General features: G+C 71.2%; 16 protein-coding genes and 1 tRNA gene. 12 read left to right on the top strand and 5 right to left on the bottom strand.

The genetic code is table 11. The features are described from left to right. The first annotated feature begins 13 nt into the window (after positions 1–13). The 4 genes from AB0G13_RS04740 (at position 14) to AB0G13_RS04725 (ending at position 5,724) form a co-directional block, all read left to right on the top strand. Positions 14–1,060 (top strand): LacI family DNA-binding transcriptional regulator, encoded by a 1,047-nt coding sequence (locus AB0G13_RS04740; RefSeq protein WP_357868912.1) that lies wholly within the window; start codon positions 14–16, stop codon positions 1,058–1,060. 218 nt (positions 1,061–1,278) lie between these two features. Beyond that, positions 1,279–2,319 carry an ROK family protein gene (locus tag AB0G13_RS04735; RefSeq protein ID WP_357868909.1) on the top strand — a complete coding sequence of 347 codons (1,041 nt, stop codon included), beginning with the start codon at positions 1,279–1,281 and terminating at the stop codon, positions 2,317–2,319. Then, entirely contained in the window at positions 2,312–2,893 is a 582-nt protein-coding gene (locus tag AB0G13_RS04730; RefSeq protein ID WP_357868907.1) for an SIS domain-containing protein, read from the top strand. The genes AB0G13_RS04735 and AB0G13_RS04730 overlap by 8 nt, the downstream gene beginning before the upstream one ends. Next, entirely contained in the window at positions 2,890–5,724 is a 2,835-nt protein-coding gene (locus AB0G13_RS04725) for a glycoside hydrolase family 38 C-terminal domain-containing protein (protein ID WP_357868904.1), read from the top strand. The genes AB0G13_RS04730 and AB0G13_RS04725 overlap by 4 nt, the downstream gene beginning before the upstream one ends. 63 nt (positions 5,725–5,787) lie before the next feature. On the opposite strand, the gene AB0G13_RS04720 is transcribed toward AB0G13_RS04725, so the two are convergent. After that, on the bottom strand, positions 5,788–7,785 hold the full coding sequence (locus tag AB0G13_RS04720; RefSeq protein WP_357868901.1) for a hypothetical protein: 1,998 nt from the start codon (positions 7,783–7,785) through the stop codon (positions 5,788–5,790). Positions 7,786–7,962: 177 nt separating this feature from the next. On the opposite strand from AB0G13_RS04720, the gene AB0G13_RS04715 reads away from it, so the two are divergent. Next, a complete protein-coding gene (locus AB0G13_RS04715) occupies positions 7,963–11,016 on the top strand; it encodes a glycoside hydrolase family 38 C-terminal domain-containing protein (RefSeq protein ID WP_357868899.1) in 3,054 nt (1,017 codons plus the stop codon). A 75-nt stretch (positions 11,017–11,091) separates the two neighbouring features. Here the strand turns inward: AB0G13_RS04715 and AB0G13_RS04710 are convergent, their stop codons facing one another. After that, complete coding sequence (locus tag AB0G13_RS04710) at positions 11,092–13,596, bottom strand: hypothetical protein (RefSeq protein WP_357868896.1); 2,505 nt, start codon at positions 13,594–13,596, stop codon at positions 11,092–11,094. 226 nt (positions 13,597–13,822) lie between these two features. Here AB0G13_RS04710 and AB0G13_RS04705 point away from each other — a divergent pair, with 226 nt between their 5' ends. The 4 genes from AB0G13_RS04705 (at position 13,823) to AB0G13_RS04690 (ending at position 17,869) form a co-directional block, all read left to right on the top strand. Then, on the top strand, positions 13,823–15,187 hold the full coding sequence (locus AB0G13_RS04705) for a hypothetical protein (RefSeq protein ID WP_357868894.1): 1,365 nt from the start codon (positions 13,823–13,825) through the stop codon (positions 15,185–15,187). Between the two features lie 129 nt (positions 15,188–15,316). After that, complete coding sequence (locus AB0G13_RS04700; protein ID WP_357868891.1) at positions 15,317–16,288, top strand: sugar ABC transporter permease; 972 nt, start codon at positions 15,317–15,319, stop codon at positions 16,286–16,288. After that, positions 16,285–17,232: a carbohydrate ABC transporter permease gene (locus tag AB0G13_RS04695; RefSeq protein ID WP_357868889.1), complete on the top strand. Its 948-nt coding sequence runs from the start codon at positions 16,285–16,287 to the stop codon at positions 17,230–17,232. Before AB0G13_RS04700 ends, AB0G13_RS04695 begins: the two co-directional genes overlap by 4 nt. Positions 17,233–17,479: 247 nt before the next feature. Beyond that, a complete protein-coding gene (locus tag AB0G13_RS04690) occupies positions 17,480–17,869 on the top strand; it encodes a hypothetical protein (protein WP_357868887.1) in 390 nt (129 codons plus the stop codon). 279 nt (positions 17,870–18,148) lie between these two features. Here AB0G13_RS04690 and AB0G13_RS04685 read toward each other — a convergent pair whose 3' ends face one another. Then, positions 18,149–18,889 (bottom strand): hypothetical protein, encoded by a 741-nt coding sequence (locus tag AB0G13_RS04685; protein ID WP_357868884.1) that lies wholly within the window; start codon positions 18,887–18,889, stop codon positions 18,149–18,151. Between the two features lie 214 nt (positions 18,890–19,103). Between AB0G13_RS04685 and AB0G13_RS04680 the strand changes: the two genes are divergently transcribed. Continuing rightward, positions 19,104–19,817 carry a hypothetical protein gene (locus AB0G13_RS04680; protein ID WP_357868882.1) on the top strand — a complete coding sequence of 238 codons (714 nt, stop codon included), beginning with the start codon at positions 19,104–19,106 and terminating at the stop codon, positions 19,815–19,817. Between the two features lie 130 nt (positions 19,818–19,947). On the opposite strand, the gene AB0G13_RS04675 is transcribed toward AB0G13_RS04680, so the two are convergent. Both AB0G13_RS04675 and AB0G13_RS04670 read right to left on the bottom strand, forming a co-directional pair. Then, positions 19,948–20,556 carry a hypothetical protein gene (locus tag AB0G13_RS04675; protein WP_357868879.1) on the bottom strand — a complete coding sequence of 203 codons (609 nt, stop codon included), beginning with the start codon at positions 20,554–20,556 and terminating at the stop codon, positions 19,948–19,950. Continuing rightward, on the bottom strand, positions 20,541–20,762 hold the full coding sequence (locus AB0G13_RS04670; RefSeq protein WP_357868876.1) for a hypothetical protein: 222 nt from the start codon (positions 20,760–20,762) through the stop codon (positions 20,541–20,543). The genes AB0G13_RS04675 and AB0G13_RS04670 overlap by 16 nt, the downstream gene beginning before the upstream one ends. 125 nt (positions 20,763–20,887) lie before the next feature. Here AB0G13_RS04670 and AB0G13_RS04665 point away from each other — a divergent pair. Both AB0G13_RS04665 and AB0G13_RS04660 read left to right on the top strand, forming a co-directional pair. Further along, positions 20,888–21,014, top strand: a tRNA-OTHER gene (locus AB0G13_RS04665). Between the two features lie 55 nt (positions 21,015–21,069). Continuing rightward, positions 21,070–23,229: a hypothetical protein gene (locus tag AB0G13_RS04660; RefSeq protein WP_357868874.1), complete on the top strand. Its 2,160-nt coding sequence runs from the start codon at positions 21,070–21,072 to the stop codon at positions 23,227–23,229. The last annotated feature ends 86 nt before the right edge of the window (positions 23,230–23,315 follow it).

Raw genomic sequence — 23,315 nt, 5'->3', positions numbered from 1 at the left:
GACAGGTGGCCGAATGAAGAGTGGGCTGACGGTGCCCGACGGGTTCCCTCCGGCACGTCGGCCTACCATCCGGGAGGTCGCCGAGACGGCCGGGGTGTCCCGGTCGACCGCCTCCCGGGCCCTGACCGGTCGCGGGTACGTCGCACCGGCGGTGCGGGACCGGGTCCGGGAGGTCGCCCGCAGCCTCGGCTACGTGCCCGACGCGACCGCCCGACACCTGCGGCAGCAGGCCAGCCAGTCGATCGGCGTGCTGGTGTCGGACCTGAACAACCCGTTCTACGCGGGGCTCGCGGCCGGCATCAGCCAGCAGGCCCGCAAGCGGCAGTACACGATGATGCTGGCCGACGACGGCGGCTCCCCGGAGGTCGAGGCGGAGGCGGCCGAGGCGTTCGTCGCCCTGCGGGTGGCCGGTGTCATCGTCACCCCGGTATCGGCGCAGATCAGCACCTACCTGGCGCGGCAGCGGATCCCGGTGGTGGAGGTGGACCGGCAGTTCTCGCTGGGCGCCTGCGACGCCGTCATGGTCGACAACAGCAGTGCCGCCCGGCAGGTCACCTCGCAACTGCTGGACCTCGGTCACCGGCGCATCGCGATGGTGATCGACGAGATGCACTGGACCACCGGCCGGGACCGGCTCGCCGGCTACCGGGCGGCGTTCGCGGCGGCCGGCGTGCCGTTCGACGACTCGCTGGTGGTCAGCGCCGGCTGGGACGTGGACGCCGCGCGGATCGAGGCACACAAACTGCTCAGCCGGCCAGAGCCGCCGACCGCCGTGTTCGCCGCCAACAACGTCCTGGCCGAGGCCGTGTGGCGGGCCGCGACCGAACTCAACCTGACCATCCCCGACCAGCTCAGCCTGGTGTCGTTCGACGACGTCTCGTGGATGAGCCTGGTCCAACCCGGGGTGACCGCCGTGGCCCAGGATCCGGTGGCCCTCGGCGAGGCGGCCATCTCCCAACTCTTCGAGCGCATCCAGTCGCCGCTCGCGCCGGTGCGCACCGTGCTGCTCTCGGCCACGGTCGCCTCCCGCGGCTCGACGGCCCCGCCCCCCGCCCGCTGACCAGGGCGGCGACGCGTCGGGCCCGACCGCACCGGCACGCTCACGCCACCGCGACCCGCCCGGCACGCACCCGGGCACCCTCCCTTGACGACGTCCGGGCTCACTCATAGGCTCTGTCTGGGATCGATCCCATAGACCGCTCGCCCTTCCGACGGCCGCGCCGGCGACCCCGCGGGCATCCCGCTGCACCATCCCCGGGGCCGACCGAAAGGACTCCTATGACCGACCCTGACCCGTTCGCCCTGCCGCCCGTCGGCAGCCCGGTCCCGGTTCTGGCCCTCGACATCGGCGGCACGAAGCTGGCCGTGGGCGTGGTGACGGCCGACGGCTCCTGCCACGGCCTGGTGGTGGAGCCCACCCGCCGGGAGGACGGCTGGCGCGTCGTGACACGACGGCTCTTCGAGATGGGCCGCCGCGCCGTCGAACTCGCCGGCGTCGGCCCCGTCCAGGCGGTGGGCATCGCCTGCGGCGGACCGTTGGACGGGCCGTCCGGCAGGCTGCTGTCCCCACCGCACCTGCCCGGCTGGACCGACGTGCCCATCGGGCCGCTCGCGGCGGACGCGTTCGGGGTGCCGTTCGCGCTGCAGAACGACGCGACCGTCGGAGCCATCGCCGAGTACCGGTTCGGCGCCGGCCGGGGCACCGCCACCATGCTCTACCTGACCGTCTCGACCGGAGTCGGCGGTGGCGCCATCGTCAACGGCACTTTGCACCGCGGCGCCGCGGGCAACGGCGGAGAGTTCGGGCACCTGACCGTGCACCGGGGCGGCCGGCGATGCAGCTGCGGACGACATGGCTGCGTCGAGGCGTACGCCTCGGGCACGTCGATCGCCCAGCGCGCCCGTGAGGCACTGGCCGGTGGCGCGGCCTCGTCGATGTCGGCGCTGCCCACGTTGACCGCCGCGGACGTCTCGGCGGCGGCCGCCGCCGGTGACCCGCTCGCTGTACAGGTGTGGGCCGAGACCGTCGACCTGCTCGGCGCGGCGGTGACCGACCTCGTGAACGTGTTCGAACCCGATCTGGTGGTGCTGGGCGGCGGGGTCACCCGGGCGGGAGCCATGCTGATCGACCCGGTCCGCGCCCTCGTGGCGCGGGAGGCCATGGCGCCGGCCGCCCGCGCCGCCCGCGTCGTCCTGGCCGAACTCGGCGACCTGGTCTGTGTGGTGGGCGCCGGAACCATCGGCCACGACCTGCTCAACGAGGCCGATCTGGCCGGCGGGCTGGCCCAGGACCTACGAGTGGAGCGAGCCCATGTCTGACTGGTTGGAGACCCAACTGGGCGACCACGTGGCCGTCGCCGAGGCGACCGCCACGCTGGCCGACGACATCCGAGCGGTGGGCAGCCTCGTCTGCGACCGGCTCAGTCGCGGCGGCGTCGTCTACACCCTCGGCAACGGAGGTAGCGCCGCGGACGCGCAGCACCTCGCCGGGGAACTCATCGGCCACTACAAGCGCGACCGCAGGCCACTGCCCGCGGTGACGCTGAGCACCGACGCCAGCGTGATGACCTGCATCGCCAACGACTACTCGTACGAGGACGTCTTCTCCCGCCAGGTGCGCGCGCTCGCCCGCCCGGACGACGTGGTCATCGCCTTCACCACCTCAGGGCGGTCCCCCAACGTCGTGGCGGCCCTCGCCGCCGGGCAGGCCGGCGGCGCCACGACGGTGCTGTTCGCCGGCGGCGACGGCGGTCCGGCCCGGATCCACGCCGACCACGCCCTGCTCGTTCCCAGCAAGAGCACCCAGCGGATCCAGGAGATGCACACCCTGATGTTGCATGTGATCAGCGAGATGGTCGACGCGTGGGCCGCCGGCGAGGAGCCCACGGCGTGACCGAGCCCGACCACCGCGACGACACCGGCGCCGGAACCCCGCTGCCGGAGCCACCGACGGGCCCGGCGGCGGAACCGCCCCGGCAGCGGACGGCGGCGCCGGTCCCCGCCGGACACCCGGCGGCGCCGGTCGCCAACGCTCCCTCCGGCGACCAGCCGCCCGGCCTGTACCCCGCGCGCCGCCCGGCGGCGACGCCGCAACGCACCCTGCACATGATCGGGAACGCCCATCTCGATCCGGTCTGGCTGTGGCCGTGGCAGGAGGGCTACCAGGAGGCCCGGGCTACCTTCTGGTCGGCGATCCACCGGATGGAGGAGTATCCGGACTTCGTGTTCACCTGCAACCAGGTGGTGCTGCTGAGCTGGGTGGAGGAGTCCGACCCGGAGCTGTTCGCCCGGATCAGGGAACGGGTCGCCGAGGGCCGCTGGCAGATGGTCGGCGGCTGGTGGGTGGAGCCGGACTGCAACATGCCCTCGGGCGAGTCGTTCGTCCGGCAGGGGCTCTACGGCCAGCGCTATCTCAAGGAGAAGTTCGGGGTCACCGCCACGGTCGGCATGAACGTCGACCCGTTCGGACACCACGGCATGCTGCCGCAGATCCTGCGCGGCCAGGGCATGCACGCGTACTGCTTCCTGCGGCCCGGCCCGCACGAGTCCAGCCTCACCGGCACCGCCTTCTGGTGGGAGTCGCCCGACGGTTCCCGGGTGCTCGCCTACCGGATCCCGTTCGAGTACTGCAGTCCACCCGGTGACGTGGCGGGGCAGACCGACAAGTCGCTCGGCGTGCTCGACCACGGCCTGGGCGACATGATGATCTATTTCGGCGTCGGCAACCACGGCGGCGGACCCACCCGGGCCAACATCGAATCCATCCACCGCTACGACCGGATGGGCTCGTTCGGCCGGATGGTCATCTCCTCGCCGGCCCGCTACTTCGACGAGTTCGCCAAGAACCAGGGCGCCGAAGGGCTGGCGAAGCTCCCGGTGTGGCGGGACGACCTGCAGATGCACGCCCCGGGCTGCTACTCGGCGCATTCCGGGATCAAGCTCTGGCAGCGCCGCGCGCAGGCCGCGGTCCTCTCCGCGGAGCGGTGGGCGGTGATCGGCTCGACGCTGTTCGGGCTGGACCACCCGACCGACGACCTCGGCCGGGCCTGGCGGCAGATCCTGTTCAACCAGTTCCACGACGTGCTGCCCGGCTCCGCCATCGAGAGCGCGTACGACGACGCCCGCGACCAGCTCGGCGAGGCGGTGGCGGTCGCCAAGCGGATCGTCACGCGTACGCACAACGTGATCGCCCGGCACGTCGACATCCCGCTGGCCGAGGGCACCCAGCCCGTCCTGGTCTTCAATCCGCATCCCTGGCCGGTGACGGCGCAGGTGGAACTCCAGTACGGCGCCCAGCCCACCGGGGTGCACGTGGTGGACGCCGACGACCGCGTGACGCTCGCCCAGCGGACCCAGTCGGTGGCCACCACCGACGACAAGGGACGCGGGGCGACGGTGTTCGAGGCGGTGCTGCCGCCGCTGGGCTACCGGCTCTACCGGCTGCGGTCCGGTGCCGCGCCGGCGGACGCGCAGGTCAGCGAGCGGCACGCGGGCAGCCTGCGGGCCACCGACACGGTCCTGGAGAACGACCTGCTCCGGGTGGAGATCGACCCGGAGACCGGGTGGCTGCGCGGGCTGCTCGACAAGCGGACCGGGGTGGACCTGGCAGCCGGCGCCAGCGGCGAGCACACCCAGATCTGCCAGGACCCGACGGACACCTGGGGGCACCGGGTCGTCTCGTACCGGTGGCCCGGGACGCCCATGCGGACCAGCCGGGTCACCCTGCGCGAGGCCGGGCCGCTGCGCGCCCGGCTCCGGGTGGAGCGGGAATGGAACCGCTCCACCCTGGTGGAGGAGTTCATCCTCGGGCACCGCGACGACCACGTCGAGGTCCGGGTGACCCTCGACTGGCGGGAGCGGGCGCACCTGCTCAAGCTCTGCTTCCCGACGGCCGTGAGCGACCCGGTCGCCACCTACGAGATTCCGTTCGGCTCCATCGGGCAGCCGGTCGACGGCGGGGAGAACCCCGCCCAGTCGTGGGTGGACGTCACCGGCACGGTGGGCGGCCGGCCCGCCGGGCTCGCGGTGGTCAACAACGCCAAGCACGGGTACGACGTCTCGCCGGGCACTCCCGGCGGGGACACCCCGAGCATCGGCATCACCGCCGTACGCAGTCCCGTCTACTCCTGGCACGATCCGCGCCAGCTCGATCCGGACGGTTTCTACTCGTACCAGGACCAGGGGATCCAGTCCTTCCGCTACCTGCTCGTGCCGCACGGGGGCGACTGGCGGCAGGCCGGCCTGGCCCGGCGGGCGGCCGAGCTGGGCGCGCCGGTCCGGGCCATGTTGGAGAGCTTCCACCGGGGTCCGTTGCCGGCCGAGCAGAGCTACCTGTCGGACGGCGGTGACCAGGTGATGGTGACCGCCGTGAAGGGCCACGAGGACGGCGGTCCCACCCCGGACCTGATCGTCCGGGCGGTGGAGACCACCGGCCGGCCCGCCCGGGTCCGCATCGACCTGCCGGTGCTCGGTCGGGTCGTCGAGGCCGACTTCGGTCCCAGCCAACTCCGCACCTTCCGGGTGCCGGTCGACGGGGGCGCCGTGCGGGAGGTCGACCTCATCGAGTGGGACCTCGCCGAGGCGTCGCCCGGGTCGGTCACGGAGTCGACGATGCCGGCGGCGCCGGGCGGGCGGCGGAGCACCGAGCCCGACCGCGAGTCCTCCGACGCGACGATGCCGGCCGAGCGGCTGGCCCCGAACCAGCGCCGCCGCGAGGTCGGCTGAGCCCCGGCGCGCGGGACCGCTCCCCCGCTGACCCCGCCTCCGCGCTGCGCGTCCGGGGTGGGGTCAGCGGGGCGGGACCAGGAGGGTGGGGTCGGCCAGTGCCTGCTCGCAGCCGAGCAGCAGCACCCCCACGCTCCACGCGTGCGACAGCGTCAGCAGCATGCCCTTCGGCTGGAAGCAGGCGGTCTGGTAGTACCGCTCGCTCACCATCCCCCGGTACGCGTTGAAGTCGCCGTCGAAGCGCGCGACGAACTGGCGGAAGCAGGCCAGCGCCTCGCGCGCACGCTCGACGTAGTGCGGGTCGCCGCAGGCGGTGGAGAGTTCCGCGAACTCGGCGGTGCAGATCAGCCCGTACGCGTGCAGGTGCTGGTTGGAGGGCGAGGCGTTGTCGGCCCCCCGGGTGGCGAACCGGTAGGTGTGCAGCAGGGTGCCGGCCGGGAACGTGGTGTTGTACGTGTACCGGAAGGTCAGCGTCCAGTCCGCGGCGCGGCGGGCGAGGTCCAGCCAGCGCCGCTCGCCGGTCCGGCGGTACAGCGCCAGGTACGCCATCACGGCAACGTAGCCGTCCTCCGAGGTGGGGGCCAGGTCCACGTCCTCCGGCGCGCCGTGCAGGAACTCGCTCTCCACGAACGGCGCGTAGTACTCCCCGGCCCGGACGGCGGCGGCCAGGTAAGCGCCCCCGGCGCCGTCCGGCCCGTCCCAGCGGGCGGCCTCGGCGAGGGCGCCCACCCAGGCCAGTCCCGCGCAGCCGGCCCAGGAGAGCACCTCGCCGGTCAGCGCGTGGTGGGTCGAGCCGAGGTTGCCGTCCGGCCGCTGCCGGGCGACGACCGCGTCGAGGTTGGACCGGACCGCGTGGATCCACGCCGGCCGCGAGCCGCGCGGGTCGCCGTCGAGTTCCAGGGCCCGGACGAGGAACTGGGTCGCCTCGGCGAGGGTGCGCGAGTGCAGCGTGTGCGGCACCGGTGACCAGCTCTGCGCCCAGCCCCGGTGGCGGTACCAGACGCCCCAGAAGGTGCCGGACGGGGCCAGCTCGGCGCAGCAGAAGTCGATGACCCGTTCCGCGGCCGTGACGTCGGCCGTCGCGCCGACCCGCCGGCCGTGCGCCAGCAGGGCGTACGCCCACGGAATGCCGCTGATCCAGCCCACGTGCATGGCCTGCCGGTCCACGGGCAGCCCGTCCTGGCCGCTGATGCCCCGGTCGAACGCGACCGTCTCCAGCAGGACGCCGGGCTCGGCGTAGTGCCACCGGCACAACCCCTCGGCGGCCAGCGCGGCGGCCTGTGTGACGTCGACCCAGGGCCGCAGCGGGGCGGACGCGGCCTGGCGGGCGTGCTCCTCACGCAGCACGGCCGCGTAGCCGTGCCGGTCCCGGTCCAGCGCGTAGACGGCGAACTCCACCTCCACCCGCTCGCCCGGGCGCCAGGTGTGCGTGCTGACCTCGGCGGGCCTCGGTGCCGCGGATCCGTCGTAGCTGACCGGGGCCTCCCGGAACGGAAACGTCAGGTGCAGGTGTCCGCGGCCGCGCCCGGCGTCGTGCCCGAACCCCAGCCCGGTCATGCCGAGGGCGGTGGTCTCGTCGGCGACCAGGGCGACGCCGCCCTCGCCGGCCCAGCCGAACACCGCCGGGGTGGCCGCCCGGTCGGCCCGGAACTCCCAGTGGTCGCTCACCATGCCGGCGTGGTCGGCGCCGTCGACCGCGAACCGGGGATACACCCGCAGGCAGTCCGCCGGCCGGTTCTCGCCGTAGAACGCGCCGGGCAGCAGCCACCACGGCGGGTCGGGGTCGGCGGCGAGCTCGACCCGGTACCGGATTCCCGCGTCCACCACCGTTTCGCCCCGGTACTCGACGGTCAGCCGGACGTTCCGTCGCCCGGTGGCCGACGGCGGCGCACAGTGGAGGGTGGCGGTGAACGGCCCGTCGGCGGCCGGTTCGGCACGGCCGTCGGCCCAGACGACGTCGACCGTCCCGAGCGCCGAGCCGGCCGTCGCACCGGCCGCGTTACGCAGTGGCGTGGGGGCTGCCACGGCAGCGGGCAGGGGGCCGGTCACCTTGGCGTGCACGTCCTTCTCACTCTGGGATCGATGCCACTATGGAGCCGCCAAGATAGCGGAAACAGGCCCCCTAAGACCAGGGATCGGACGGTCGGAACGCATTGACACGAGCAAAAAGCGTGTGGTTGCGTCTGTGGGTTCGTTCCCACAAGCGGTCCGGCCGCTCACTCCCCCGGGAGCTTCCCGATGCATCGCTCTCTGTCCAACCTGACCCAACGGATCGACCGGGTTCTGCTCGAACGGTTGATCCCCGCGATCTACCGCGACGTCGAACCCGTGACCGTCGAGGCGGCCCACCTGCCCGGCGAGCCGGTGCCCGCCGACGTCGGGCTGGCGCTGCCCTACGCGCCGTTCACCGTGGGCCAGTTCTGGGGCCCCGCCTGGAGCACCACCTGGTTCCGGTTCACCGGCGAGGTGCCCGAGCGGATGCGCGGCGGGCGGGTGGAACTGATCGTCGATCTCGGCTTCGAACGGGCCGGGCCCGGATTCCGCTCGGAGGGCCTCGCGTACACGGCGGACGGCACGCCGATCAAGGGCATCGAGCCGCGGACGGCGTACGTGCCCGTGGCGCGGGAGGCGGCCGGCGGCGAGCGCGTCCAGGTGTACGTCGAGGCCGCGGCGAACCCCCGCTTCGACGGCACCGTCACGCAGCTCGGCGACCGGGAGACCGCCCCCGACACGCCGCTCTACCGGCTCGACCGGGCGGAACTGGCGATGCGGGACGAGGAGGTGTACGCGCTCGTCCTGGACGTGCAGGTGCTGCACCAGCTCGCCCTGGAGCTGGCCGTGACCGACCCGCGGCACCACGAGATCCGTCGCGCCCTGGAGCTGATGCTCGACGAGCTGGACCTCGGCGACCTCACCGGCAGCGCGCCCGCCGCCCGCAAGCGGCTGGCCGGCGTCCTCGCCTCCCCGGCGGCGCCGAGCGCCCACCGGGTCACCGCCGTCGGTCACGCGCACATCGACTCCGCCTGGCTCTGGCCGGTACGCGAGACGATCCGCAAGTGCTCGCGCACCTTCTCGAACGTCGTGGCGCTCGCCGACGAGTACCCCGAGCTCGTCTTCGCCTGTTCCTCCGCCCAGCAGTACGCCTGGCTGCGCGAGCACCACCCGCAGGTGTACCGCCGCGTGGCGGAGAAGGTGGCCAGCGGGCAGTTCCTGCCGGTCGGCGGCATGTGGGTGGAGTCCGACACGAACATGCCGGGCGGCGAGGCCCTGGTGCGCCAGTTCACCCAGGGGAAGCGGTTCTTCGCCGCCGAGTTCGGCGTCGAGCCACGCGAGGTCTGGCTGCCGGATTCGTTCGGCTACTCCGGGTCCCTGCCGCAGCTCGCCCGCCTCGCCGGATTCCGCTGGTTCCTCAGCCAGAAGATGTCCTGGAACCAGACCAACCGCTTCCCGCACCACACCTTCTGGTGGGAGGGCATCGACGGGAGCCGGATCTTCACCCACTTCCCGCCGGCCGAGACGTACAGCTCGGAGCTGAGCGGGCGCGAGCTGGCGTTCGGGGTCGCCAACTTCACCGAGCACGGGCGCTCCACCGCGTCGCTGCTGCCGTTCGGCTACGGCAACGGCGGCGGCGGGCCGACCCGGGAGATGCTGGAGATCGCCCGCCGGGTCGCCGACCTCGAAGGCTCGCCCCGGCTGGCCATCCGCACCCCGGCCGAGTTCTTCGCCGAGGCGGAGCACGAGTATCCGGACGCGCCCGTGTGGAACGGCGAGATGTACCTCGAATACCACCGGGGCACGTACACCAGCCAGTCGGCGATGAAGCGCGGCAACCGGCACACCGAGCACCTGCTGCGCGAGGCCGAGCTGTGGTGCGCCACGGCGGCGGCGCGGACCGGCCACGAGTACCCGTACGACGAACTGGACGCCATCTGGCAGGAGACCCTGCTGCTGCAGTTCCACGACATCCTGCCGGGCAGCTCGATCGCCTGGGTGCACCGCGAGGCCCGGCAGACGTACGCGAGACTGGCCGACCGCCTCGAAACGCTGATCGACGCGGCGCTCGCGGCGCTCACCGGCCCGGGGTCGGTGCCGCTGGTCGCCAACGCCGCGCCGCACGCGCGGCCCGGCGTGCCGGCGCTCGGGATCGCGACGACCCGTGCGGACGGCACCGCGCCCGACGCCGCCGCTGAGGAGGTGTCGGTGCGGACGGGCCCGGACGGCACCGTGCTGGACAACGGCCTGCTCCGGGTGCGCATCGCCGCCGACGGGACCCTCGCGGCGGTCCGCGACCTGGTGGCCGACCGGGAGGTGCTGCCGGCCGGCGCCCCGGCCAACGTCCTGCAACTGCACCCGGACCTGCCGAACAAGTTCGACGCCTGGGACGTCGACGAGTTCTACCGCAACCGGCGGCACGACCTCACCGAGGTCACCGAGCTGACGGTCCAGGCCGACGATCCCCGGTGCGTCCGCGTCCGGATCAGCCGCAACGACCGGAACTCCGCGTACGTGCAGACGGTGTCCCTCGCCGCCGGGGAGCGGGTGCTGCGGTTCGAGACCGAGGTGGACTGGCACGAGCGGGAGACGTTCCTCAAGGTGGCCTTCCCCATCGACGTCCAGGCCCCGCACTCCAGCTCGGAGATCCAGTTCGGCCACCTTCAGCGGCCCACCCACACCAACACCTCGTGGGACGCGGCGCGCTTCGAGATCTGCGCGCACCGGTGGCTGCACGTCGGCGAACCGGGATACGGCGTGGCGCTGGTCAACGACGGCACGTACGGCCACGACGTGACGCGCCGGCCGCCCGGCGACGCGCAGGGCGCGCAGCCGACCACCGTACGGCTGTCGCTGCTGCGCGGCCCCCGCTATCCCGACCCGGACACCGACCGGGGCGCGCACCGCTTCGGCTACGCGCTGGTCTGCGGGGCGGAGATCGAGGACGCGGTACGCGAGGGCTACCGGGCCAACCTGCCGGTGCGCCGGCGCACCGGTGGGCACCCGGTGGACCCGCTGATCGAGGTCAGCGACCCGGCCGTCGTGGTGGAGGCGGTGAAGCTGGCCGACGACCGCTCCGGCGACGTGATCGTCCGGCTGTACGAGTCGCTCGGCGGACGCGCCCGCGCCCGCCTGCGCACCTCGTTCGACCTCGCCGAGGCGCGGGTGGTCGACCTGCTGGAGCGGGCGGACGAAGCGGTCGCCGCGCTGGCCCCGGTCACGGTCGAGGGCGACGCCGTCCACCTCGCCCTGACCCCGTTCCAGGTGGTGACGCTCCGACTGACGCCGGCGCAGGCCTGAGACAGTGTGGTGACATCCAGGCGTGATCTTCGCTGACCTTGTCAGTCAGCGAAGATCACGCCTGGGTCGCTGCGGTCAGGACGGCGGGTCGTCGGCGCGGCGCAGCGTCACGTCGGCGACCCCGTGGCCGGCGACGGTCACCGGGCCGCCGCCGGTCACCCCCGGGCCGGCCCAGTCGACGGTGGCCGCCACCGGTTCGGCGCCGATGTTGCGCAGCCGTACCCGCACCGCCTGCCCGCCGGCCGGCCGGACCTCGGCGAGCAGGCGGTCCGCCGGTTCCACCCGGAGCCCGCTGCCGCCCGCCACGGCGACCGGTCCCGCGTACCGCCGCGCCTGCAGGGGTTCCAGCAGGTTCCGGCCGTACACCCGGACCTGCTCGCGGGTCACGGGGCCGGGGCGCGCGGCGAACCGGTACCGGTACCGCCGGGTCCCGTCCTGGCTCGCCTGGAAGTTGGTGAAGTGCAGGTTGTTCATCAGCCAGCTGTTCACCTGTCCACCGGCCACCGCGAGGGTCCGCGCCCACCGTCCGGTGTGGAAGCCGCCCACCTGCACCAGCGGCGCGTCGAAGCTGCCCCACAGGATGCCGTGGTCGCGGTTGGTCACGCCGACGGCGTGCTGGACCGAGTACCAGTCCTTGCTGGTGTCCGGGAGCTGTTCGGTCTCGGCCGCGTACACCGCGCCAGTGGTCTCCAGCAGGAACTCCGGGTCGGGCACCGCGAACGGGAACGCCACGAAGATGCTCTCCGGTTCCAGCCTCGCGGGCTTGACCAGGTGCACGTCGAGGTCCACGACGTCGACGTCGCGGTAGAGGGTGAGCGCCACGGTGGCCGCCGGGAGATCCGGCGGGGTGACCCGCCACGTGATGGTTGCCAGCTCGGCCGACTCGGCGATCGTCGGTTCGTCCTCGCCCCGGGCGACCAGCCGTTCGAAGTCCGGTCCCGGGAAATCCGGATGGAAGTCCTTGGGCGAGCGCACCACCATCGGATGGTCGCAGCCGGCGGGGATCCTCTCGATCACGACGGCGCCCAGCCCGTGCGGCACGGCGGCGTCCACCAGCTCCCGACCGTCGCGCTGGTCGACCAGGGACACCACACCGCCGCGCGCCGGATCGACCACCACCCGGTACGGCCCCTTGGCGATCTCCCGGCCGTGCCGCGCCGTCGACGCTGCTGCGGGCGGCGGCAGCAGTGCCACACCGAAGGCCGGCGCCCGGGCGACCAGCCGGCACCGGCGGGTCGTGTCCAGCTCGACCTCGACAGGCTCGGTCCGGTCCCGCTCGGTCGGGTTGACCACGAGGATCCCGTCGCCCGCGGCCGGCACGGGCGCCGCGTCGGCCGGGCCCGCGCCGCTCGCCGCGAGCCGGAACATCCCCTCGACGGCCAGGTCACGCGCGAGGTCGTACGCCTGGTACGCGAACCCGGCCTTGGCGTTCCAGTGCGAGTGGCTGAAGGTGGAGTGCGGCTTGGAGTACGTCTCCCAGGAGCCCCAGGTGTGCTCGCCGAAGAGCAGCAGGTCCTCGTCCACCCTGGCCAGGTCGGCGACCACCTCGTCTTCGTCGCGCAGCCGCGTCGGCCCGCGCCGGTAGCCGAGCACGTGGGCGAGGGCCGGTTCGCCGTCCCCCCTGAGCAGGGTCAGCCCGAGACTCGTCTGGGCCGCCCGGGCGAACGACCGGGCCTCCCGGTAGACGGCCACCTCCCGGGCCGTGGAGCCGTGGCCGTGCGACCACCAGTCCGACCACTCGCCGCGTACGACCGGCACGTCCGCCCGGCTGGCCTGCGGCTCCAGCAGGTCGAGGGCCTCGTCGATGGTCGCGGTGCGCATCGGCGGGTTGCCCGGTACGGCGTTCCAGTGCCGTACCACGTCGAGGAACAACGGCGTCGGCCAGCGGTTGTCGTTCGCCGCGTGGACCACCGCGACGTCGTACGGGTAGTCCGGGCGCGCCGCCAGTCGCTCGACGAAGGCCGCGATGTGGCGTTGCGCGGCGACCACGTCGCCGTCGACGATCCCCCACTCCTCGCCAATGCCGTAGTGCGTGGACAGCCACACGAACACCCGCTGGCCGCTGGGACCCTCCCACCAGAACCCGGTCGGCTGCTCGTACGGCGCCCGGCCGTGGTCGGGGTTGAGCGCCATCACGAGCCGGGACATCCCCGCCCGGCGCATCGCGTCGACGGTGCCCCAGGGGATCCCGTTGACGTCGCCGTGCTGCTCGGTGCGGACCGGCAGCCCGGCGGCCCGAAGCACCTGGAGCGCGTCGTACGCCGCCCCGAACTCCGCATCGGACGGCAACTGGGTCATGTTGAGGTAGCCACCCGTCACGGCGACCCGGCCCTCGTGCACGAGCCGCCGCAGCCGCGCCGCCCCAGCCTCGCCGGTCTCGGCGAGGTAGCGCAGCACCGGCCGGGCCACCTCGAAGGTCCAGCGGAACTGGGCCGGGCCCGGTTGCGGGTACGCCTCGCAGAGCCGCAGCACCTCGGCGACGACGCGCCGGTGCTGGTCGTCCAGCAGCCGCGGGCTGTTGGTGTAGCCAACGTCGTGGTGGGTATGTCCGATGAGCAGGATCTGGCTGATGGTCGACACTCAGGCCCCCGATTGTGGCATCGTTGTCACACCGGATCCAACTCCACTTTGGCCGCTCTGGCAACCCCAGCTTTGCGTCTGACCTGGGCCGATATCGAATGGAAACATTCTCCACTTGTGTCCGGTGTCACGTTCGGATACGGTCCCGCCTGGTACGGATTCCATGCTGGATTCAGCCTCTTGAGGGCCGGTCCTGCCGGCCCCGCACGCCGTCGAAGGGACCCAGATGAGGAAAAGGCGAGCTGCCTTCATAGCCGCAGGCGTCGCCGCCGCACTTGTCGCGACTGCCGCCTGTGGCTCGTCCGAAGGCGACAACGGCGGCGAGGCCGCGAACTTCGACGCCAAGCCCACCGGCACCCTGAGTGCCTGGGGCTTCAACAACGCCGACGACGTCGGCAAGGCCCGGATCGAGTACGCGGCGAAGCAGCTCGACGGCGTCAAGATCGAGATGGACCAGACCGGCTTCGACGCGCAGAAGTTCACCACCCGTCAGGCCAGCGGCAACGTCCCCGACGTGGTGCAGATGGACCGCGAGCTGGTACTCACCTACGCCGCCCAGGGCCTCATCCAGCCGCTGGACAAGTGCCTGGAGGTCCACAAGGTCACGAAGGACCGCTGGTACCCGTCCGTGGCCAACGACGTCACGTACAAGGGCCAGATGTGGGCGGTGCCGCAGTTCTACCAGCCGGCGGCGATCATCCTGAACAAGAAGGCCATGGACGCGGCGGGCGTGCAGGACGCCGACATCGACACGTCGAGCCCCGACAAGCTGCTCGCTGCCGTCGCGAAGATGTACAAGGCCAGCAACGGCGTGCCGACGACGCTCGGGTTCAACCCGCAGGCGACCGGCCAGATCAACCTCTGGCTCGTCGGCATGGGCGGCAAGCTCGCGGACGCGGACGGCAAGCCCACCCTGGACGACCCGAACAACGTGGCCGCGCTCGAACTGCTCAAGAAGATCGTGGACGCGCAGGGCGGGTTCGCCAAGTACAAGAGCTTCACCGACTCGTTCGACATGTTCGGCGAGAAGAACCAGTTCGTCCAGAACCAGGTCGGGGCGGAAGTGGACGCCCAGTGGTACCCCAACGTCCTCTCGCCGTACAAGGACAAGATCAAGCTGGGCGCCGTGCCGTTCAAGGGCAAGGACGGCAACCCGGTCACCCAGGCCGGCGGCACCTCGTTCGTGATCCCCGCCCAGGCGAAGAACCCCTCGGCCGCCTGCAAGTGGGCGCTCGCGTTGACCGAGGAGGGCTCCTGGAACGCCGCCGCCGAGGCCCGGGCCAAGACGGTGCAGGAGAAGAAGTCCATCAACACCGGCCTGTTCACCGGGTCGCCGGTGTCCGACAAGGCCATCCGGGAGAAGTTCGTCAAGCCCAGCGGTGACGCCGGCTTCGACCAGGTGATCAGCACGTACTACGAGGTCGCGGGCGCCGGCAAGAGCGTGGGAGCGTCGCCGGCCGGCCAGCAGATCAAGCAGGAGCTGCTGAACGCCGTCACCGCCACGCTGCTCGGCAGCAAGCCCGCCCAGCAGGCGCTCGCCGACGCCCAGACGGCATCGATGAGCGCGTACAAGACCGTTACCGGCGGCTGACCGCCAGCAACGTTTCTCGTGGGCGTGGCGGGTCCTCGCATGGCGCGGGGGGCCGCCACGCCCCATTGTGGGAGATCTTGCGATCCACCCCGGGAACCTCCGGCACCCGGCACACCATGGAGGCGTTGGATGACAAGTACCACCGTCGCACCCTCCGGCGACGGCACTCGCGACAGCAGCAGGAAGCGGCCGGGCCGGGGAAGGAAGTACAACCGCCGGGAGGCGCTGGCCGGCTACCTCTTCATCTCGCCGTGGATCATCGGCTTCCTCGTCTTCACCGCCGGATCGATGATCTACAGCCTCGTCATCTCGTTCAGCAAGTACAACCTGGCGACCAACGTCATCCGACCGACCGGGACCAGCAACTACGAGGCGTTGCTGGAAAACCCGAAGGTCGCCAAGGCGCTGGCGAACACCCTGTTCTACGCCGTGCTGGCCGTACCCCTGGAGATCTGCTTCGCGCTGCTGCTGGCGGTGCTGCTCAACCGGGTGGGCCGCGGCGCCGGGTTCTTCCGCACGGTCTACTACCTGCCGAAGATGACCCCGGCGGTGGCCACGGCGTCGATCTTCTTCCTGCTGCTGAACGGCAACACCGGCGCCATCAACCAGGGTCTGCGCTTCATCGGCGTCGAGGGCCCGCAGTGGCTGGTGGACCCGACGTGGGTCAAGCCGTCGATCGTGCTCATGGCCCTTTGGACGGTCAGCGGCACGATGGTCATCTTCCTGGCCGCGCTGAAGAACGTGCCGCGTGACCTATACGAGGTCGCCGCGCTCGACGGGGCGGGCCCCGTCCGCCAGTTCTTCTCCATCACCCTGCCGATGATCTCCGGGGCGCTGTTCTTCAACGTCATCATCCTGACCATCGCGGCGTTCCAGGTCTTCGACCAGGCTTACCTGCTGTTCTGGCGGGACCAGAACAACCCGGCGCCGGAGGCGTCGCTGTTCTACGCGGTCTACCTGTTCCAGGAGGCGTTCCGGCAGTTCAACTTCGGCTTCGCGGCGGCGATGGCCTGGCTGCTCTTCGTCATCCTGATGATCCTGACCTTCATCCAGGTCAAGGTCGGCAACCGCTTCGTGTACTACGAGGGAGAGCGGTCGTGACGACAATCGGCCCCAGCACGGCACCCACCGCAGCCCCCGTCCTGGCCCAGGCCGTGGACGCCGCGCCCTCCGGAGGGCTACGGGAGTCCGGGCGCCGACCCACGAGATGGACGCTCGGGCGGGTACTGCTCACCCTCCTGCTCGTCGGCTTCGCCGCGTTGTTCCTGTATCCCCTGGTCTGGCTGATCGCTGCCAGCCTCAAGCCGGCCAGCCAGGTGTTCGACAACTCGTTGATCCCCAAGACCTGGCGGTGGGACAACTACGTCCAGGTCTGGAGCGAGCTGCCGCTGCTGCACTGGGTGTTCAACAGCGTGTCGATCGCACTGCTCGCCGCGATAACGGTCGCCATCTCCAGCTCGATGGTGGCCTTCGGGTTCGCGTACTTCCGCTTCCCCGGCCGCAACCTCCTGTTCGGGCTGGTCCTGGGCACGATGATGCTGCCCGGCGCGGTCACGATGATCCCGATGTACCTGATCTGGAAGGAGACGGGTCTCCTCGGCACCTGGGTGCCGCTGTTCGGCGCCAACCTGTTCGGCTCGGCGTTCTACATCTTCCTGCAACGGCAGTTCTACCTGAGCCTGCCCCGGGAGCTGTTCGAGGCGGCCCGGATCGACGGGGCCAGCTACTGGCAGCTGTTCTGGAAGATCGCCATGCCGCTGTCGATCCCGTCGTTCGTCATCGTCTTCCTGTTCGAGTTCCAGGCGGCGTGGAACAACTTCCAGGGCGCGCTGATCTATCTCAACGGGGAGTCGATGGAGGACTTCACCGCTCCGCTCGGCATCGCGTACGCCATGACGAAGTACAGCCCCACGGCCGGCGGGCAGGGCGACTACCAGTACGTCATGGTCGCCTCGCTGCTCGTCACGCTGCCCATGCTGCTGCTGTTCAGCTTCGGCCAGCGGTACTTCATCGAGGGCGTCGCCACCCAGGGTCGCAAGGGCTGATTCCCGATACGCGGTCGGGGCCCGGCGCGGTGCCGGCCCCGACCGCGTCGTCACTACTTCCCCTGGGGTCGCGGCGGGCAGGGCGGCCGGTCGGCGACACACCCCGGCCGCCGTCCTGAGTAGCGCGGACAATGCCCGACATGCGTCCGGGAGCGGATCGAACAGGTGACGCCGCCGGTGTGCAACGAGCCCACGGCGCACCAGCGCCGCTGCAACCACCACTCGACTCTGCCCGCATAATGCCATGATGACTGGCGAACACGTGATGTTGGACGGCTCGCGACCTTTCCGGGAACGCGTCCAGCACCTCCACGACGCCTGGGTCCGGGACGGACGCGGTCGCGCTTTCCTGGTCACCGACACGGCGTTCTTCGCGGTCTACTGCTGGAGCTTGAACTACAAGATCGGCGACCCGACGGCTCCGACCTACGATGCCGAGCTGGCCGAGTTCGTCGCCGCCTCGCACGAACTCAATGGCGGGTCCGCCGGCTGGAACGCCATGCTCAACAGCCGCGAGATCTGTTCCACCTGCCATGACCGGTACCGACTGGAGAACCTCGGGATCTGCACCGGCTGCATGCGATACACCTGCTATGGCTGTGGCAAGCATGAACGCTGCGCCGGCGAGCTGCTTTGATCGCGAGGCTGCCGGTCGAGCGACGCACTCTCACCGGCTGTTCGTCAACTGGCGCTACGACGCAGCCCGGCCAGACGAGGGCAACGAGACAGCCATGCCGACACCACGCCAGCCGGCAGCAACACCGCCGCCCCACCCCTCCCCTGCTCTTCGCCCAGGAGCCATCGCGACCCTCGACCGATCCCGAGGCCGGGGGCGCAGCCGGTGGTCGACGCCGGCCTGTCGCGACGGCGGGCCACCGGTGTGGTGCTCGGCGCGAGCGCGAGCGCGGCACGAACCTCAGTACCAGTAGTAGCTCCAGTTCCCCTGGCAGTCGGACTCGAATGATTCCCGGCTCTCGAGAGCGATATTGACCGGGACGATGCTCGTCGACCCGAACTCGTCCTCCTCGGCGATGAGGGCGCGGAGCTGTCGTTCCCACTCATGCCATCGCGGTGTCTGCTGCAGTTGCGCGACCTGCGCCGCAGTGTGGACGAACACGGATATGCGGTGAAGATCCGCGTTCACCGCGACGGTCCAGACGCTGTCTCCCCAGTCGTCGCGCGACTGGTCCCACCGCTGCTGCGGTATCGCTGCCATGACGCGTGCCGTGGCCTCCTCATCGAAGTACCCCAGCCCGCTCAGGATCGGATCAGTCACGTACTCGACGCCGGCTAGCGCTGCGATGCGCCGGGCGCGCGAACTTCGAAGGCTCCCGATCCGCAACGCCCGTGCCGTGAACTGCCGCCACCGCCACGGACCGAACTCGGCAACGATCTGATCGAGCAGGGCGTCCGCCTCCAGGCGGCGATCATGGTCGAGTGCCGCGCCACGTACCCAGGCGGTGATGGTCGGAACCTCCACGCCCGGGACTCCGTGGCCGGCCACATAGTTCATGGACCCGCAGGTAAGGGCAATGACGGGCTGACCGAGCCGAGCCTCAAGCGTCTCAAGCGCCGGGCGAAGTTCCGCGTCAACGGTCGCCCGCCCTCGAAGGACATCGGCGACCTCCTCGAACTCGTCGTTCTCCTCCGCGCTCACACCAGCATCCTGCCGCACCAGACAGAGCGGGCCTCAGCGCAGGCTCACAGCGCCTCGCCAGACCCACGACAGGAGGCGATGGCTGGATCGGGTGCCGACGAGAGCGAGTGCAGTCAAGGTCAAGGGGATCGCTCGGCCACCCCTTCGGACACGAGAAGGGCCCGACGCACTAGCATTGCCCCAGTCCGGGACGGCTCTGCTGAAACGAGGCGAAATGCGTTGGTTCCAGCGGTTGCTGGGCGGCGGGCGGGTCCAGCTCGACCCGGGACGACAGCAGGCGCTGCTACGGGACGTCCAGCAACGGTACGGCGCCCACGCGCAGATCCGGTTTCCCGAGCAGGCCGAGGCGATCGCCGGGATGCTGAACGGCGACGACGGCCTGGTGGTGGCGGCCCGGATCGTGAGCCAGGTCGCCGACGAGGCCTACGCGGACCTACAGGCCCAGGCCCACGACATACACCGGCGAACGGGACGGCGGCTCCTGGTGCACCGCCGCAACTACCGGCCGCTGTGGCTGGAGGCCGGCCCAGCACTGCGCTGGCCACTGATCGCGTTGCCGTCCGGCTTCCACCCGTACGCGCAGGTGGCCGCCGCCGTCGCGGTGGTCGGCAGCCAGGCGCCCCGGCTCGACCGGGTGACCGACCCGAACCCGCTGGTGACCCACGTGTTCGAGGTGCTCGACCTCACCACCGCCGGCTGGGAGTACGGCCGGGTGCGGATAGACACCGACGCCGCCGCCCTGGCGGATCGACTGATCTCATGCGCCGGGCAGATCCTCGCAGCCATGGACGACCCGCCCCGACTGCCACCTGCGGTCCGTGAGCTGATGCGTCGCAACAACACCCTCCCCGTGCACGATCCGACCGGCCCTCGGGCGGTGGGTGCCATCAATCTGGGTGCGATGATGCGGGAGCGTCTCCTGGTCTGAAGACACCGCTTGTGGTGACCGAGCAGCAGGCTGGTGCCCGGCTCGTGGGTGAGCGACAGCAGGCGTGTGGCCTCGGCGGCGGCGAACCTGCCGGCCGCCGCGCGTCTCCTCGAGCGGGACCGGGCGACCGTCAGTGCTTCTTCCATCGAGCGGCCAACTGCTGGTACTGCGCGACCAGCTCGTCCCGTGTCGCTCCTCCGCCGTAGACCGAACTCCACAGCAGATCCCGGAAGCGGAGGTAGTCGAGGTCCTGTGGGGTTGCCTTCAGGTCATCGTCAAGCGGCCACCCTCTGCTCACCGTGTGCTGCTCACGAGCCGCCCTGACGTCGGCCATACCCGCCACGAGTTCGTAGTCTCCGAACGCCGGGTCGTCAGGGTTGACGACGGGCAGAATCTCAGCCTCCGGGGTGAAGCCCAGACCCGCGAACAACCTCAACACGGCGTCCTGCATCACCGGCAGGTCGTCTTCGCGGCTGGTGACGACGGCTGCGACGGCCTCCGTCGAAGGCGTCCGGCCGGCTTCCACCGCCCAGGTACGCAAGACATCCACCGCGACGTCCGGGTCGACCCGCCCGGGCCTGCCCTCCGAGTGCCGGTGCCCGCATGGCTGGTCCGTGTTGGGTAGGTGCAGCGAGAAGCTGTGGCCCGCCGAAGTCCGGCCCTCCAGGTGGGCGCAGGCGCTGTTGGACACGTACGCAGCCACAGCTGGAGCCGCCGTAACCGTCACGAGATCGTCCACGCCCGCGGAGAACCGCAGCCGCTCCGTGTAGAACGGCTGACTCCCACTCGCTGCCAGCCCTGGCCCAGGTCGTAGAGCCCGAGCTTGTTGTTGCCCCAAAAGGTTGGCGTGGCGAAGGAAGAGCCGAACGCCTCGCGCACCCCCGGCTGCGACGGAAGCGTGGCGGTCGTCGGTCTTGCCAGCAGCAGCGTCCCGAACCAGCCCATGAGGTCAAACTCTAGGGGGTGCTGGATCCTGGGCCATCGAGCACGTCCTGCAACGGATTCGTCACGCCTGCGGGACCCCGAAACCCGATAGCCATGTCGACCCGGCGATGCGATGATCGACATCTGGGTCGCTAGCTCAATGGCAGAGCATTCGACTGAGTAGCGCGTCCGCTCTCCGCCTGTGCGGTCATGGAAGTGCTTCCTTCTCCTAGTTGGATCGAAGGGTTCGGGGTTCGAGTCCCCGGCGACCCACTGTGCCGCGGCTGCAGGCCGGCATGTGCCGGAGTCGACCGGACCGGAGGACCACGTGCTCGAGAAGCTGATCATCCAGAAGACCCTGCGCGTGCCGGCCAGCACCGGCGCGGCCGGCGACGGCGCACCGGTGGCCCGGCAACTGGACGCGGCGCTGCTCGATGTCGGGTTCTCGGCGTCGCGGGCGCTGCTGGAACACATCGGCACCCTGGCCCCCGCGCCGGCGATGGACCTCGCCGCTACGGTCGTCTCGGCGGTACGCGAGCTGGTGGGCGACCATGTCCAGCACAACGCCTATTTCATCGGCTTCCCGGACGACGTGCCGGACACCATCGAGTTCTGGACGGACCGGCTGCGGGCGGCCGTACTCACCGGCGGGGGCACGGCGACCGACGAGCAGCTGCGGGACGCCGTCGCGTCGGGCGGGGTGAACCTGCTCGACCTGCCGGCTTACGGGACCTACCAGCACACCTACGCCGAACTGTTGGCCGCGCACGACGACCTGCTCACCGCAGCCGGTGACCGGGTGACCCTGCTGCGTCTCGGCGACACCGCAGACGTGGAGGCAGCGCGGCTCTATCTGGCCCTGGCCGGCAGCTTGACGCCACACGGCGAGACGGACCTTGCGATCCTCAGCCAGCTCGCAGTCGCCTGCGTCGACGGCGCGCAGCCGGCCGAGATTCCGGTACGGGAGAACCGTGCCGTGCTCAACGGGATCCGGCTCGTCCTCGGCCGGCCGCTGGTCGGCGTGGACACGACGACCGACGTGCTGCGCCTTGCCTGCCAGGTCTCCGGTGGGGACGCCTCGCTCGAGACGCCCACGCGATTTCGTGCCTTCCGGCGCCCGGAGCGGCGGATGCTGCTGGCCGCGCTGGACGAGGTCGTCGGTGCGAGTCCGGCCAAGCTGGGTGACGTCGTGCGCTACGCGGAGCGGTGGAAGCGGCTCGGGGAACGGCTGCACCCGCACGAGTACGACCAGTGGCCGCACGCGCAGGAGGTGTTCGCGGTCGCGCGTGGCGAGCGGCGGGTACGCACCATCGCCGGCCGCGCGGAGGTGGCGATCCGCGCCGGAGCCGTCGGTCGGGCCGCATCGGTGCTGTCGGCTGCGCCGGGCCTGCTCCTGCGATCCGCCGACCGGCTGCTGCGGCTGGCGCCGGCGTCGGAGCGGACCGCCGTTGTCGAATCGGTCACCGGTGCGCTCGGCTCGGCGTCGGGCCGGGTGCTCCTCTCGTTGCGGGAGCATGTCGACAACCGGCTGACGCCCGCGTCCGCCCGGATGTACGCGAGCCGCTCGCGCAACGCCTGGGTCGGGCCCGACGAGCGGCCGCCGCTGCCGGCCGGGCTGGTGGCCGAGCTGTCGTCGATGCTCGACGCCGAGATCAGCGCCCGGCTACCGGAGTCGGAACGACCGCTGGTGGTGGACCCGCAGGTGCTCGACGTCGCACTGCCGCTGTCCGGCAAGGCGACCGAGGGCGGTTTCGCGGTGCTGCCGAGGGGCTCGCGGGCGTCGGTCTCCGGTGAGCTGCTGCGCTTCTTCACGTACTGGCGCCAGAGCAGTCGTCGCACCGACTACGACCTGTCGGTGCTGCTGCTCGATGACGGGTTCCACAGTGCGGGCCAGGTGTCGTGGACGAACTACCGCCACGACGGCGTGGTGCATTCCGGCGACATCACCGACGCGACGAACGGTGCGACCGAGTTCATCGACGTGCCGCTGACCGCCCGCGGGCACTATGTGGTTCCGCAGGTCAACATCTATTCGGGCGAGTCGTTCGACGAGGTCGCCGAGTCGATGTTCGGGTACCAGACCCGCACACGGGACCAGCTCGGCGCCCCGTTCGACGCACGGACCGTGCGGGCGCGTTCGCACCTGCGAGGCCAGGGCCGGGTCGCGCTGCCGATGGTGTTCGCCAGGAGCGAGCATGGCTGGCAGGCCGTGTGGCTGCACCTGTACCTGCGGGGTAGGCCGTCGTTCAACCGGGTGGAGGAGAACACGTTCACCACGGCCGACCGGGTACGAGCACTGATGGAGCGGCGTCACCTCACCGTGTCCTACCTTGTCGACCGTTGGCGCGCGCGGACGGAGGTGACGATGTGGAACGGCCGGCTGCCGGACGAGCCGGTCACCTTCGTCGGCATCGAGGCGCCCGAGGACCTGCCAGACGGTTCGGAGGCGTATACACTCGATCGGCTCAGTGAGCTGATCCCTGAGTAAGCGGCGAGAGCCGAGGCCATGCGGGCGCTTCCTGCTATCCCGTTCGATTCGGTACCTCCGCGCAAGCGGAGGACTGGTTTTCAGCG

Source organism: Micromonospora sp. NPDC023633 (genome assembly GCF_040640035.1).
Classification (GTDB): Bacteria; Actinomycetota; Actinomycetes; order Mycobacteriales; family Micromonosporaceae; genus Micromonospora.
This window is presented reverse-complemented; position numbering and strand designations above follow the sequence as displayed.

What these genes read in the sequence shown, in the direction of transcription:
- AB0G13_RS04705 (WP_357868894.1), top strand. Translation starts at nt 13,823, where the DNA reads ATGAGGAAAAGGCGAGCTGCCTTCATAGCCGCAGGCGTCGCCGCCGCA.
- AB0G13_RS04680 (WP_357868882.1), top strand. Translation starts at nt 19,104, where the DNA reads ATGCGTTGGTTCCAGCGGTTGCTGGGCGGCGGGCGGGTCCAGCTCGAC.
- AB0G13_RS04715 (WP_357868899.1), top strand. Translation starts at nt 7,963, where the DNA reads ATGCATCGCTCTCTGTCCAACCTGACCCAACGGATCGACCGGGTTCTG.
- AB0G13_RS04730 (WP_357868907.1), top strand. Translation starts at nt 2,312, where the DNA reads ATGTCTGACTGGTTGGAGACCCAACTGGGCGACCACGTGGCCGTCGCC.
- AB0G13_RS04740 (WP_357868912.1), top strand. Translation starts at nt 14, where the DNA reads ATGAAGAGTGGGCTGACGGTGCCCGACGGGTTCCCTCCGGCACGTCGG.
- AB0G13_RS04690 (WP_357868887.1), top strand. Translation starts at nt 17,480, where the DNA reads ATGACTGGCGAACACGTGATGTTGGACGGCTCGCGACCTTTCCGGGAA.
- AB0G13_RS04735 (WP_357868909.1), top strand. Translation starts at nt 1,279, where the DNA reads ATGACCGACCCTGACCCGTTCGCCCTGCCGCCCGTCGGCAGCCCGGTC.
- AB0G13_RS04670 (WP_357868876.1), bottom strand. Translation starts at nt 20,762, where the DNA reads ATGGGCTGGTTCGGGACGCTGCTGCTGGCAAGACCGACGACCGCCACG.
- AB0G13_RS04700 (WP_357868891.1), top strand. Translation starts at nt 15,317, where the DNA reads ATGACAAGTACCACCGTCGCACCCTCCGGCGACGGCACTCGCGACAGC.